The sequence below is a fragment of the Mucilaginibacter sediminis genome (assembly GCF_051903035.1).
Classification (GTDB): Bacteria; Bacteroidota; Bacteroidia; order Sphingobacteriales; family Sphingobacteriaceae; genus Mucilaginibacter.
Window position 1 is genome coordinate 1,478,934 of the sequence record NZ_CP170602.1, and the last position, 12,840, is coordinate 1,491,773.

14 protein-coding genes and 1 tRNA gene are annotated in these 12,840 nt (G+C 41.4%); 9 read left to right on the forward strand and 6 right to left on the reverse strand.

The features are described 5' to 3' along the window. Positions 1-2: 2 nt before the first annotated feature. The 3 genes from ACFGVS_RS05745 to ribD all read right to left on the reverse strand — a co-directional run bounded on the left by ACFGVS_RS05745 (position 3) and on the right by ribD (position 2,797). Complete coding sequence (locus ACFGVS_RS05745) at positions 3-617, reverse strand: IMPACT family protein (protein WP_274213650.1); 615 nt, start codon at positions 615-617, stop codon at positions 3-5. Between the two features lie 71 nt (positions 618-688). Beyond that, the gene (locus tag ACFGVS_RS05750) at positions 689-1,579 is read right to left on the reverse strand and encodes an EamA/RhaT family transporter (RefSeq protein WP_274213651.1); all 891 of its coding nucleotides are present in this window, start codon (positions 1,577-1,579) and stop codon (positions 689-691) included. A 171-nt stretch (positions 1,580-1,750) separates the two neighbouring features. Further along, a complete protein-coding gene (gene ribD, locus ACFGVS_RS05755; protein WP_439697825.1) occupies positions 1,751-2,797 on the reverse strand; it encodes a bifunctional diaminohydroxyphosphoribosylaminopyrimidine deaminase/5-amino-6-(5-phosphoribosylamino)uracil reductase RibD in 1,047 nt (348 codons plus the stop codon). Between the two features lie 33 nt (positions 2,798-2,830). On the opposite strand from ribD, the gene prmC reads away from it, so the two are divergent. Continuing rightward, positions 2,831-3,799, forward strand: coding sequence for a peptide chain release factor N(5)-glutamine methyltransferase (gene prmC / locus ACFGVS_RS05760; protein ID WP_439697826.1), 969 nt, complete (start codon positions 2,831-2,833; stop codon positions 3,797-3,799). A gap of 367 nt (positions 3,800-4,166) precedes the next feature. Here the strand turns inward: prmC and ACFGVS_RS05765 are convergent, their stop codons facing one another. From ACFGVS_RS05765 to ACFGVS_RS05775, 3 genes are all read right to left on the reverse strand, one after another. Continuing rightward, on the reverse strand, positions 4,167-5,279 hold the full coding sequence (locus tag ACFGVS_RS05765; protein WP_274213654.1) for a hypothetical protein: 1,113 nt from the start codon (positions 5,277-5,279) through the stop codon (positions 4,167-4,169). Further along, positions 5,276-5,914, reverse strand: a complete 639-nt coding sequence (locus tag ACFGVS_RS05770; protein ID WP_274213655.1) for an ABC transporter ATP-binding protein — start codon at positions 5,912-5,914, stop codon at positions 5,276-5,278. The genes ACFGVS_RS05765 and ACFGVS_RS05770 overlap by 4 nt, the downstream gene beginning before the upstream one ends. 222 nt (positions 5,915-6,136) lie before the next feature. After that, on the reverse strand, positions 6,137-7,114 hold the full coding sequence (locus ACFGVS_RS05775; RefSeq protein ID WP_439697827.1) for a D-alanine--D-alanine ligase: 978 nt from the start codon (positions 7,112-7,114) through the stop codon (positions 6,137-6,139). Between the two features lie 276 nt (positions 7,115-7,390). Here ACFGVS_RS05775 and ACFGVS_RS05780 point away from each other — a divergent pair, with 276 nt between their 5' ends. The 8 genes from ACFGVS_RS05780 to ACFGVS_RS05815 all read left to right on the forward strand — a co-directional run bounded on the left by ACFGVS_RS05780 (position 7,391) and on the right by ACFGVS_RS05815 (position 12,247). Further along, a complete protein-coding gene (locus tag ACFGVS_RS05780; protein ID WP_274213657.1) occupies positions 7,391-8,182 on the forward strand; it encodes a PASTA domain-containing protein in 792 nt (263 codons plus the stop codon). After that, positions 8,163-8,471, forward strand: a complete 309-nt coding sequence (locus tag ACFGVS_RS05785) for a rhodanese-like domain-containing protein (RefSeq protein ID WP_439697828.1) — start codon at positions 8,163-8,165, stop codon at positions 8,469-8,471. The genes ACFGVS_RS05780 and ACFGVS_RS05785 overlap by 20 nt, the downstream gene beginning before the upstream one ends. Before the next feature lie 186 nt (positions 8,472-8,657). Next, entirely contained in the window at positions 8,658-9,710 is a 1,053-nt protein-coding gene (mltG, locus tag ACFGVS_RS05790; protein WP_439697829.1) for an endolytic transglycosylase MltG, read from the forward strand. Beyond that, complete coding sequence (locus ACFGVS_RS05795) at positions 9,710-10,117, forward strand: acyl-CoA thioesterase (protein ID WP_439697830.1); 408 nt, start codon at positions 9,710-9,712, stop codon at positions 10,115-10,117. The genes mltG and ACFGVS_RS05795 overlap by 1 nt, the downstream gene beginning before the upstream one ends. 10 nt (positions 10,118-10,127) lie before the next feature. Next, positions 10,128-11,108, forward strand: coding sequence for a YihY/virulence factor BrkB family protein (locus tag ACFGVS_RS05800; protein WP_439697831.1), 981 nt, complete (start codon positions 10,128-10,130; stop codon positions 11,106-11,108). A gap of 98 nt (positions 11,109-11,206) precedes the next feature. Beyond that, a tRNA-Ser gene (locus ACFGVS_RS05805) sits at positions 11,207-11,293 on the forward strand. Between the two features lie 237 nt (positions 11,294-11,530). Then, entirely contained in the window at positions 11,531-11,671 is a 141-nt protein-coding gene (locus ACFGVS_RS05810) for an Arm DNA-binding domain-containing protein (RefSeq protein WP_274213662.1), read from the forward strand. Between the two features lie 81 nt (positions 11,672-11,752). Further along, a complete protein-coding gene (locus ACFGVS_RS05815; RefSeq protein ID WP_274213663.1) occupies positions 11,753-12,247 on the forward strand; it encodes a phage integrase SAM-like domain-containing protein in 495 nt (164 codons plus the stop codon). The last annotated feature ends 593 nt before the right edge of the window (positions 12,248-12,840 follow it).

Genomic DNA, 12,840 nt, shown 5'->3' on the forward strand with positions numbered 1-12,840 from the left:
AACTACAAACTATAATCATACTTCGCCTTTAACCCGGCCACCTTTCCTAATTTTCCCAAAACCTGCTCCACTTGCATTTTGCGAATAGATAGCTGCATACTACAATCGTTATCAAACTGCTGTTCAAGCACCGGAAGATTCTCTTCTTTGATAATCCGCATCACGTCATTCATCTGCAGGTAATCAAACTTAATGGTGTAAATATCATTCACCGTTTTTTGGATGATGATGGCCAGCTTCAGGGCTTCTTCTGTAGCTACCTTGTAGGCGTTTATTAACCCTGGTACCCCAAGCAGCGTACCGCCAAAATAACGCACTACAACCACCAGGATATTGGTAACATCTTTTGACAGCAGGATATTTAATATTGGCCGGCCGGCGGTGCCCGATGGTTCGCCGTCGTCATTCACCCGGTAAACAGACCTATCGGTCCCCAGGCGCATGGCCCAGCAATGGTGGTTGGCTTTGGGGTGTTCGGCTTTTAATTTGGCTACAATGACTTTAATATCATTATCGGAGCTGATGGGATAAGCAAACCCCAGGAACTTGCTGCCCCTATCACGGAATATACTTTCGGTCGGTTTTTCGATGGTTTGATAGGTATCGTCAAAAAGCATTATTTAGGAGCTAAAAGCTGAAGGCTTAAAGCGGAAAGCATTGAAAAGCCATTCATGAGTACAACATTAAATTACAAATGCAAAAAGCCTAATGTTTGCGGGAAATAAATAATAACAATAGCCAATATAGCTACCAATAGTCCTATTTTGTTAAGTGTGCTTAATTTCTCTCTAAATACAAGCATACCTACCAGGGCTCCTACAACAATAACCCCAATATTCATTGACGAAAACACCGATGACGGGTTATTTGCCAGGGCTTTGTGCGCCTTCAGATAAAAAAGAATATTACCAAAATTAAACAAACCCAATACCCAGCCAATGAGTATATGCGGCCATGAGAAACGCATTTTTTTTGTGAACACCTGGTATAACAAGCCGATAAACGACAACGTAAACGCAAGAATAAAGACAATAAAAATGGCTGTAGTAAAAGGCACGCTGTTAACTTTAGTGATCTGCTTCAGCAATACATCTATAATTCCGAACCCCAGGAAAACAATAAGCAGATATATCCAAGAACCCTTTTCTGTATTTTTATGATTAGGCCTGCCCGTTGTTTTTTGCCATGGAATTGTACAAAATATGGCAATAAACGCCAGGGCGATACCAATGATCTTTATTGTATTTGAAGCCTCGCCAAATATCAAAAAGGCCGATATAATGGGAATAAACAGCGATAAACGCTGCGCAACATCTGTACGTACAATACCAGCCCTGCGCACCGATGCAGCCATAGCCAAAAACACAGCGGGAAATAAAACTCCAAGCGCCAGGTAATTAAATACAGGTGTATTTTGCAGGCCTGCAAGCGATGGCCTGTAAAAAAGCCAGGTAAGCATGATGGCCATCGAATAATTCCAGGTTACCGCCTGGTAAACGTCAATGTGGTACCTTTTGGCCAGCTTAAGCATAACCGACACAATAACACTACAACAAATACTTAAAAAAACAAATAGCATAATTGGTGGTGTAGAAGAGTCAAGAATAAAGAGTCAAGAATTAAGAAAAAAACCATTTTGATTTTCCATCATCTGATAAGGCTTGACGCTTATCATCGGGAGTATTTGCCAACCCCTATTTTCTTCTGTCTTGATTCTTGACTCTTTATTCTTGACTCTTATTTTTAATTCTTATTGGTTGTATAACGTTTGTAAACGGTCTTCTTCAATGAATGATTCGGCGGCAAGTATACCTGTTATTTGTGGTGATTTTATGCCTTTTGATAAAACAGTTTTGCCGGTAAAAATGCGGGCCTCATCCCAAAGCCCGGCATCAATAAACACCTGCAGGGTATGCGCACCTCCTTCAATGATCACCGATTGAATGTCTTGTAAATATAATTGGTACAAAATGTATTGAGGCACATAGCGGTCAAAATCCTCTAATGCAATATACTTGTTTTTTCCGTCGGAATTAAATTCTATTTCATTAAAAATCAGTGTTTCAACAGATTGATCAAATACATTGGCCTCTTTACTAAGTTCCAGCCTCCTATCTATCACCACCCGTTTTGGCGATTTTCCTTCCCAGTACCTTACGTTTAATTGCGGGTTATCAATGGCAACGGTATTTTTCCCAACCAAAATAGCATCCTCCTCGCTGCGCCATTTATGTACCAGCTTGCGCGCCTGGGTGCCCGTTATCCAAAACTGGCTCCCATCACCAGGCGCAAAAAAACCATCGTTGGTTTGCGCCCATTTCAATATAATGTATGGCCGGTGCTTTTGTACTTTGGTAAAAAACCGGCGGTTAAGCCACTGGCATTCTTGTTCCAGCACGCCTGTTATCACTTCAATACCGGCAGCTTTAAGTTTTTCAATTCCTTTACCATCAACCTGGGCAAAAGGGTCGCGGGTGCCAACAATTACCAGGGGAATTTGATGTTCAATAATCAAATCGGCACAGGGTGGTGTTTTACCATAATGTGCACAGGGCTCTAATGAAACATATATGGTTGATTGCTTTAACAGTTGGGCCGCGTTATCAAATTTAGCCGTTACCTGCGCAATTGCGTTCACTTCGGCATGGGCCTGGCCATATCTCTGGTGATAGCCCTCGCCTATTATTTTGCCTTCATGAACAACTACCGCGCCTACCATCGGGTTCGGGCTCACCTGCCCGGCACCAAGCTGGGCAAGTTCAAGACAACGCTGCATAAAAATTTCATGTTGAACCATGCTGCAAAAGTAGCTTTTATGTTACTTTGTTGCATGATTACCATAAAGGATGTTTTTGAAGATTACAAACAGCTGAACAAAGTATATGACGCTAACGAGGTAGAGTCGCTTACTTTATTAACTATCAGCCAGGTAACCAACCTGACAAAAGCATCTGTTAAAGCATTTCCGGAACGGGAGCTAAATGAGGAACAAGCCCAAAAGCTAAAGAATATTGCTGCCGAACTGATAACCGGCAAGCCCATTCAATATATTTTAGGCGTTACCGAGTTTTATGGACTACCGTTTAAAGTAAATCCCAGCGTACTTATCCCCCGCCCCGAAACAGAAGAACTGGTAGAGTGGGTATTGGCAGTTTGCAGCGGGCGGTTGGCAGTGGGCAGTTCTCAGTGGGCAGTTGGCAGTGGGCAGTCGGCGATTGACAATAGGCAGTTTGCAGGGAGTATATTGGACATTGGCACGGGGAGCGGGTGTATCGCTATCAGTTTAAAAAAGAATTTACCACAGGCACAGGTCTCGGCAATTGATATATCCGAAGGTGCGTTGCAGACCGCAAAAGAAAATGCCGATTTAAATGATGTTAGTGTCCAATTTATCCACGCCGATATTTTAGATGCAGCAACCCTTCACCACTCACCACTCACCATTCACTACTCACTACTCAGCACTCACAACTCGCTACTCACCCCTCACCAAATCATCGTCAGTAACCCGCCTTATGTAACGCTGGACGACAAAAAACAAATGCACACCAACGTAACCGATTTTGAGCCCCATACTGCGTTGTTTGTACCCCAGGATGATCCGCTGTTGTTTTACAGGGCTATTGCAGATTTTGCTTCGGGTAACTTAACCGCCGGGGGATATTTATTTTTTGAGATTAATGAGAGTTTAGGTAATGAAACCGTTGCATTATTACGCGATAAGCACTTTACCGATATTGAGTTGCGACAAGACATGAGTGGCCGCGACAGGATGATTGGTTGCAGGAGCCCCCTCTAAACGGCGAAGCCCTCATTGGCTCCTTCAAAAATCAAATTAGATGCTAATAATCTCCTCCGGATGGGGAGACTTTAATTACAGCATTAAACGTTGAAGGTATTTTGAGAACCTGTTTAAATTTGATTTAGATTATTTATGTATCAAATAAAAATCATTGCCGTTGACTTTAGTCAACGGGATAATGACTAAAAGGCGAATGGCTTTAGCCAAACTCCACTGAATAATTTGGCTAAAGCCAGCAATGATACCTTCTTTTACCGTTGACTAAAGTCAACGGCAATAAATGAATCTCGTTTTTAGCCAGCTTTTAAGATAAATATCTATTTTTTTGATCCTTGGTTGAATGATATAGTGTTTCTTCCAAACCTTACTTATTCTTAACTACCATCCCTTGGTAGTTATAGTAATTAAAATAAAAAAACAGGTAAGCCACACCCAGGTTAAGCGGTATCAACACCCAAAGCAGGTGAAACATAATTACCCAAAACAGTACAATAAATAAGGCCAGTATCCATTGAATATATTTATCCATATTTAAGCCAAACCAGTAAAGCAGGCAGTGGAAAAGCATGGCTATACTTAACCCTGCCAGTAATAATTCCACAGCCATTAAAGGGCTAAAACGGCTAAACAGCCAAACACTTTCGGGTATTAGGATAAAAAAGTAAACACCCGCAAAATTCAGGAACAGCCTGAACCTGCTATAGGGCAGGTTACGCGAAAACCTTAAACGCGTTTCTTCAAACCTATGCGCCTCAAATATCAAAACCACATGGGCAGTTATTACAGCCAGGATGGCTATCCCGGCCAACCGTAAATCATTCTTCACATCGGCAAATAAATAAAAAACACCGGTTATAATTAACCACGACAATGCTTTGGTAACAAAGTATTGCACTTTAAGCTTATCAAAAACATGATAGATGTACAGGCTAAAGTATGGCTTGCGCCATTTGTTGCTCAGCTTTAACAAAAAGGATTGGCTGCTGCCGTCAACCAGCCGGTTTAATATCCGTGTATATATTAGTGCGCTCCACCAAACCATGGCCACTAAAAACAAAACCATCGCGGCAGGCAGCAGATAGTAATGATGCACTACACCTACGCAAACAGCCATTACAGCGTAAATGATAACCGGGCTTAAAATAATGGCTTGTGTATAGCCCCAGCTTTTTAATTGATGCTTGCGGCTTAGCGCATTGCTGCTGTAAAATAAAAACTGCTTTTCGGGCGCCAGTAATTGCACCGATACATAGTGCCAGCTTTTAAAAACGTATAACAGCCAGCCGCCGATAACTACCGCCAACATTACAGGGCTGCTGCACATGGCCACCATTAACGATTCATGGTAGCTGATGAGCATATTGCCTGGCACACAACCAACCAATATAAAAAATACAAAAAGCAAAACAGGCGCGTGCACCTGGTAAAAACCAAATGCAAATACTTTTACCAGTACATTGGTTAGCGGCCGTTTCACAGTGTTATCGACTTTAAGGTTTGCCCTTCAACCAGTAGTTCGCCCGCTGCAGGCAACTCCTCAAGCTCAAGCGTTTGGTGCGATGAAAGCAGGAAGCTGGTACCTTGCTGAAGATGCCGCTCGGCAATCCAACTGTTTAAGATTTTTAAAGATGCGGTATCAATGGTAATAAGCGGCTCATCTAACAGGATCAATTTAGGATTGCCCAGGAACGCCAACACCAGCGACAATTTTTTAAGCATCCCGCTGGAGTAAGTCCCCAAAGGCCGACCAACGTAGCTTTGCATCTGCATGGTATTTATATAATGTTGCTCCTGCCCTTCCGGGGCGTCCTTTGCCTGCGCAAAAAGGGCAATCATCTCCTTACCAGTCAAAAATTCGGGGAACACGGGTTCAGCTTCGGCAAAGTTTACCAGTTTGCGGTAAGCCACAGGTTGTTTTTTTATGCTGATAGCGTTATCCAACAAAATATCACCATCAAAAGATAAAATACCGGCGATGGACTTTAGCAGCGTACTTTTACCCGAACCGTTAACTCCCTTTATCCAGTAAACTCCCGGACTGATGGTAAGTTCGTCTATTTTAAGGGCCGGGAAACCACCGTAGAGTTTTTTAAATTTTATGAATTGCAGCATTGTTGGTTTGATAGTAAAAGAAATGCAATGTTACACGGAGATACTTCAATTTTGTAATCAGTCAAAGTGTACCACCCTGTACCAGGGTGTTTCACCCCGTACCAGGGTGTTTCAGGATGTTTCAGCCCGTGCCAGGGTGTGTCATCCCGTACCGGTACACACAGTTTGCTGGTTATATATGGTACCGAAAACAAGGGGTTAATTCTGACAGATCTTAAATTCCTATATCGCTCCTTCTATCAATGTACCGTAAAATTCGCCCAGATCCATACCCGCAGCCCTAACCTGTTGCGGTATAAGGCTATTAGCAGATTGGCCTGGCGTTGTATTAATCTCAATAAAATAAAAATCGTTACAGCCTTCCAGCAAAATAAAATCAACCCGTACCATGCCTTTGCAATTGAGGCGGATATAAACTTCGGTTACAATATCGGCTATCAGTTCAACCTGTGGGGCCGGCAAATCAGCCGGGGTTACCTCTTTGGTTACGCCAGATGTGTATTTGGCTTCGTAATCAAAAAAATCTTTAGTGGTTAATATCTCTGTTGCGGGCAGCACGGTGATTTTACCATTCAGCCGGGCTATGCCAATGCTAAACTCCCGGCCTTTTATAAATTCCTCTACCAGGATCTGTTCATCTTCATGGAAGGCCTTTCTTAAAGCATCGGGCAAGCCGGCAACATTATAAACCTTGCTCATGCCTACGCTGCTGCCACCATTATTGGGTTTGATGAACAACGGAAATTTAAGCGTAGCCGCTATAATAGCCACATCATGCATATCCTTTTCAAACAGGCGCATAGAATGGGCGGTATGCAGGCCATGTATCCCATTTACTATAGTTTTAGTATACGCCTTGTTCATGGTAATAGCCGATGTTGTGGCATCACAGGTGTTATAAGGTATGCCCAGCATATCCAGGTACCCTTGTATTTTGCCGTCTTCGCCGGGAGTGCCATGTATGGTGATAAAAGCAAAATCGAATTTGATTTTTTCGCCATCCAGCGCAATGCTGAAATCGTTTTTATCAACATCAACAACACCATGGGCTGCTTCATGAATCCACCTATCGCGGTTTACATAAATGGTATAAACTTTATATTTTGAGGCATCAAGGCTGGCGGCAATATTTTTGGCGCTGTTTACAGATACTTCATACTCACCGGTAAAACCACCGGCCAAAAGGGCTATGTTTTTCATTTGATTTCGGGTATCGGATGTTCGATTTTTCACAGTTGTTTATTTCAAAGGTGTTCAAGAGGGCTTCGCCGTTTCGGATTTATTTTTTATTTTGAATTTACCTTTTAAGGTGTGTTTGTTTTCGATTTCGAAATTAGGATAATAGTATTGAATATACTAAACCGAAATCACAAATTACTAATTTCAAAATCCTCAAATCCGAAATCGAACATCCGAAATCCGAAATAATTGCTATGTTTGATACTTATTTGACTGTAATTATCCCTACGCATACCAATGAGCAAATTTGGTCTTTATTTAAAAACAAAATCATTTCGTTATAACCTTTTAGGTGCAATTGTTACAGTAGTTGTAGTTGTTTTAATTGCCTTTTACAGCCTGGGATATTATACTAATCATGGATCCGGGATACCTGTACCAAAGCTGAAAGGCGAGAAAATTGATCGCGCTATGGCATTATTAAAAGAGCAGGGCTTTGGCTATAAAATAGATTCGGTTTATGTTGAGGATGTTGAGCCGGGCACCATTGTAGAACAGGATCCCGATGCCGGAACTAATGTGAAAGAAGGCCGCGTAATTTATTTAACCATGGTTACATTACAGGCGCCCCCCGTGGCCCTGCCCGACCTGGAACAGGCCAGCTACCGCGAAGCTACCGCTACCCTATCTAACTACGGCTTAAAAATTGGCGATACCACATACCGTTCGGATATTGCCCGCGACCGCATACTCGAAGTACGTTTTGGAGGGGTTGTTATTAAAACGGGGGCCAAACTGCCTAAAGGATCAAAAGTGGACCTTGTTTTAGGTGATGGCGCAGGAGCAAGCGAGGTAGCCATTCCTGAGCTGATTAATCTTGATTTGGATGCGGCACGTTTTGCCATTAAAGGCGCCGGATTAACAATGGGCACAATAACTTACCAGGGTTCCATAACCGACTCGACCAATGTAGTTGTAACCGCGCAATACCCCATGAGAACCGACTCGCTGAGTAAAACCAGCATAGGTACACGCATGAATATTACTGTTTCACAAGGTGCAAAAACAAATGCAGCCCCAACAAATTAATGCAGCCGAACTGCTTGCCAGGATAACCCGGGGCGAACAACTCCATTTGATAGATGTACGCGAGGCTATTGAATATCAAACCTTTAATATAGGCGGAGTTAATGTGCCGTTGAGTACCCTTGCTGACAAGCTAAATAACCTGGGTTACAACAAAACCGATGAATTAATCGTTATCTGCAAAGTTGGCTTACGCAGCGAAACAGCTCAAACACTATTACTGCAAAGCGGTTATCACAACGTTAAAAACTTAACCGGTGGGTTGATTGCCATTCAAAAAATCAGACACTAATTGACACTAATTAAAGCGAATTGCACGAATTGAATTAATTGAAAAAATACAGCCCTAACGGGTTATCATCTGCATCATAAAAATTAAATAAATTATCACCTTAATTTTCTAATTCATTTAATTAGAAAACATTAGTAAAATTAGGGTGATAAAAACTAAATAATTACCATCTATAGCTAATTTATCATGACTGAGAAAAAGTCAAAATCAGGACCATTAAAAAAATTCATTATCGCATTTGTAATTGTGATTGTCATCATACTGGCAGGTGTTGGTGTAAACTATTACTATAAGTATTTTGGCCCCAATGTAACTGCCAAACAGGAGTATTTATACATACATACCGGCGCAACCTATGCCGACGTAATAAAAACGGTACAAAACGAAGGCATGGTTAAAGATACCGTTACCTTTAACTGGGCGGCTGTAAACATGAACTATACACACCGGGTTAAACCGGGCAGGTATCACCTGCACGAAGGCATGAGCAACCGCAAGCTAATTAATATGCTGGCCTCCGGCACACAGGAGCCTGTACAACTGGAGTTTCATGGTTTACGGCAGAAGGAGCAATTTGCCGGTTTTGTTTCCAAAAAAATCGAGCCAGATTCGGCATCCATCATCAACCTGCTTGATTCATCGGCATATGTGGCCAAATATGGTTTTACTACCGATAACGTGTATACCATGTTTATGCCCAACTCCTACCAAATGTACTGGAATACATCGCCCGATAAATTCTTTAAAAAGATGTATGCCAACTACGAAAAATTCTGGACACCGGCGCGTAAGCAAAAAGCTACCGCACTTAATCTTTCCCAACAGGAGGTATCTGTGTTAGCGTCGATAGTTGATGCCGAGGCTTTACATGACGACGAGATGCCTGTTATTGCCGGTTTATATCTTAACCGCCTTAAAAAGGGCATGAAATTAGAGGCCGACCCTACCGTAATTTTCGCCTTGAACGATTTTACCATCAAACGGGTTTTAAACAGGTACCTGTCCTACAACTCGCCATACAATACTTACCTGCATACAGGCCTGCCCCCCGGCCCTATCATGATGCCATCTGTAAATGCTGTAAACGCCGTGCTTGATCATCAAAACAACGATTACATATACATGTGCGCCAAAGCCGATTTTTCGGGATATCACGCCTTTGCAAACAACGTTGCCGACCATTTAGTGAATGCCCATGCTTTTCAAAAAGCGCTTAACGAACGCAACATTAAAAGGTAATGTTTGAGCATACCACCAAAATACGGGTGCGGTACGGCGAAACCGACCAGATGGGCTATATGTACTACGGTAATTATGCCGAGTTTTATGAAGTTGGCCGCGTAGAAATGCTGCGCAGCCTTGGATTAACTTATAGCGGTATGGAACAGTCGGGCATTATGATGCCTGTGCTGGAGCTTAAATGCAAGTACCTGAAACCGGCTTTGTATGATGAGGAAATAAGCGTAAAAGTGATTATGGATAAAATGCCCGGTATCCGTATCCATTTCCGGTATGACCTAAGTAATGAAAAAGGCGAGCTGATTAATACCGGCGAAACCTTACTGGTTTTCATTAATATGAAAACAAACCGTCCGTGCCTGCCGCCACAGGATTTTATAGATAAATTATTGCCTTTTTTTGAGTAAATTTGGTTAGATGAGATGGCTTCACCACTTTTTGCTGCGCTTTAGTTTTTATCAGTATATTATAGAGTGGACAAAATATATCATTTTGCCAGGTTTTCGTCCGCTGCCGTTGTATACTGTGATTGATTTTTTTATCAAGGAGATCACTAAAACCTCATTAACTAACCGCGCATACGCGCTGGCCTATAGTTTTATGCTGGCCGTATTTCCTGCCACAATCTTTTTGTTTACGCTGATCCCTTATATACCCATAAAACACTTCCAGGGGACACTACTAACCGTTTTGGCGTCAGTAATGCCCACAAACGCTTATTTAGCCTTCAGGGGGACGCTTATCGACATTATCAAGAATGAAAACGGCAAGTTGCTTTCGTTTGGTTTTTTATCAACCATGTACTTTGCCACCAATGGCGTAATTAACCTGATGAAGGCCTTCAACAAAGCATCGCTAATTACCGACCGGCGAAGCTGGCTCAAACGGCGGCTGGTTGCTACGGGCATTACCATAGCTATTAGTATGGCACTTTTTATTTCGATAGCCATTATGATTGCCGGCCAGGCCGTTATTCACTGGATTCAGCTGCACGTTAATAAAGAAAGTCATTTCTGGATCTACCCTATCATGTTGTTCCGGTGGATCATGATTATTATTATTATTTTTATCAGCATAGCCTGGTTGTACAGATACGGCCCTGCCCATACAAAACGTTGGAACTTTGTAAATCCGGGCTCGGTACTGGCTACCGCGCTGGCAGTGCTTACTTCTCTTGGTTTTTCCTATTATATCAACAATTTCTCATCATATAACAAAGTATACGGATCAATCGGAACTCTGATTGTAGTGATGCTTTGGATGTACATAAACTCGCTGATTTTGCTTATCGGGTTTGAATTAAACGCGTCGGTTGAGCTTTCAAAACGCAGTTTAAGGGTGGTAAAACCACGTTTCAACAGCTTCAGGCAGAAAAAATCCGACCATTTTAAAAATTAATTATCTGTCTATCAAAAACTTAGCCACAAAAGTTAAGAAATTGAAAAAAAATCATTTCGATACTTGTCAATCCGCTCCGGATTTGTACTTTTGTCCCCGGAGAGCTGGCAGAGTGGTCGATTGCGGCAGTCTTGAAAACTGTTGAACTGTGAAAGGTTCCTGGGGTTCGAATCCCTAGCTCTCCGCTGATTTTGATATCAAATTATTTAAAAGCCTGCAAATCATATGATTGCGGGCTTTTGTTTTTATATCAAACGCTCAATTCGCATATAATTAGTGCGTGATATGGTGAGTGAATTTTGAGAAACCCAAACTCACCGAATTAGTCATATCTATTTGACTATCAAGATGTTCAATATTTAAACATCTTGATTATGATCAGCTGCAAGCTTAGTTTTGTTTCACTTTTAATGTTATTTAACATGAAAACTAATTTCAGCTTACTCTTCTATTTGAAGAAACCAAAAAACTACACAGACGGCCCTGTGCCGATCTATCTTCGTATTACCGTTGCCGGTAAACGGTCTGAAACTACCACGGCACGAAGCTGCGATCCTTTGTAATGGAATAGCAAGGCAGGACGGTTAAAAGGAACCAAGGAAGCTTCCAGAACCTTTAATGCTTATCTTGACCAGTTACAAGCTATGGTGTATGACGCCCATCAAAGCCTTACGGAGCAAAAAGCAGTCATTACAGCCGAACGGCTAAAAAGTAAACTCACCGGTAAAGCGGAATCCGTTAGGATGATCCTTGATGTATTTAAGGATCACAATGCACAGGTGGCTTCTTTGGTCGGTGCCGATTTCGCAAAAGGGACATTAGAGCGTTATCAAACCTCTTTAAAACATACTTCCGAATTTATCAAATGGAAGTATAATACCGCCGATATTGACATCCGGGATATTGATCATGATTTTATAGTAAGTTATGATTTCTACCTTCGCTCTATAAGAAGATGTGCAAATAATTCAGCTGTTAAATACCTTAAAAACTTTAAAAAGATCGTGCGTATCTGTATTGCAAACGGTTGGTTAAACAGTGATCCTTTTGTGAATTACAAAGCGAAAGTAAAAGTAGTAGATAGAGTGTTTTTGAATAATCAAGAGTTGCAGCGGATGGCACTCAAGGTAATGATTTAACTGGTAATTGTAAAACGTAGCGTACTCTTCTTTTTTGATCTTATAAATCTTATTGACAAAAAAATTTAAACCGAAAACTCTGTCTGTAAATATCGCCAGCCGATATCATACGGGTGAGGATTTAACTCAAAGCGGCCGCGAAACTTGAAATAGGTACCCGATATCATAAGGTTATTATACGTTTTTAATAAACAATATATTATAATTTGGTCTATCAGATTTCATAGGAAATATTAATTATCGAAAGGATTCGATTCTCCTTTGGGCTACTACAATAAGTTTAAACCCCTAACAATTTAACTGTTAGGGGTTTACTTGGTTTTTGACTAAGATATTTCTCAATCACGTCTCTTTCTCAGATTAAATAACTACCTATTATTCAGAAAATTATGACATTTATATAATGTTCTAATCCCTTTTGGAGGTTTGTTTTGATATACGAGATCTTTCAACAAGTTTTAAATAAAAAGCCTTTTTACACAATTATCCCATTTGATACCCGGATAATTGATATATTAAAATATACAAAGTAGCAGGTCAGTCACAAAATACGGCATCACTTCGGGCTCATGGCCGGTGCCCTCCAAAGATTG

What these genes read in the sequence shown, in the direction of transcription:
- ACFGVS_RS05745 (WP_274213650.1), bottom strand. Translation starts at nt 617, where the DNA reads ATGCTTTTTGACGATACCTATCAAACCATCGAAAAACCGACCGAAAGT.
- ACFGVS_RS05750 (WP_274213651.1), bottom strand. Translation starts at nt 1,579, where the DNA reads ATGCTATTTGTTTTTTTAAGTATTTGTTGTAGTGTTATTGTGTCGGTT.
- ribD (WP_439697825.1), bottom strand. Translation starts at nt 2,797, where the DNA reads ATGGTTCAACATGAAATTTTTATGCAGCGTTGTCTTGAACTTGCCCAG.
- prmC (WP_439697826.1), top strand. Translation starts at nt 2,831, where the DNA reads ATGATTACCATAAAGGATGTTTTTGAAGATTACAAACAGCTGAACAAA.
- ACFGVS_RS05770 (WP_274213655.1), bottom strand. Translation starts at nt 5,914, where the DNA reads ATGCTGCAATTCATAAAATTTAAAAAACTCTACGGTGGTTTCCCGGCC.
- ACFGVS_RS05775 (WP_439697827.1), bottom strand. Translation starts at nt 7,114, where the DNA reads ATGAAAAACATAGCCCTTTTGGCCGGTGGTTTTACCGGTGAGTATGAA.
- ACFGVS_RS05780 (WP_274213657.1), top strand. Translation starts at nt 7,391, where the DNA reads ATGAGCAAATTTGGTCTTTATTTAAAAACAAAATCATTTCGTTATAAC.
- ACFGVS_RS05785 (WP_439697828.1), top strand. Translation starts at nt 8,163, where the DNA reads ATGCAGCCCCAACAAATTAATGCAGCCGAACTGCTTGCCAGGATAACC.
- mltG (WP_439697829.1), top strand. Translation starts at nt 8,658, where the DNA reads ATGACTGAGAAAAAGTCAAAATCAGGACCATTAAAAAAATTCATTATC.
- ACFGVS_RS05795 (WP_439697830.1), top strand. Translation starts at nt 9,710, where the DNA reads ATGTTTGAGCATACCACCAAAATACGGGTGCGGTACGGCGAAACCGAC.
- ACFGVS_RS05800 (WP_439697831.1), top strand. Translation starts at nt 10,128, where the DNA reads ATGAGATGGCTTCACCACTTTTTGCTGCGCTTTAGTTTTTATCAGTAT.
- ACFGVS_RS05810 (WP_274213662.1), top strand. Translation starts at nt 11,531, where the DNA reads ATGAAAACTAATTTCAGCTTACTCTTCTATTTGAAGAAACCAAAAAAC.
- ACFGVS_RS05815 (WP_274213663.1), top strand. Translation starts at nt 11,753, where the DNA reads ATGGTGTATGACGCCCATCAAAGCCTTACGGAGCAAAAAGCAGTCATT.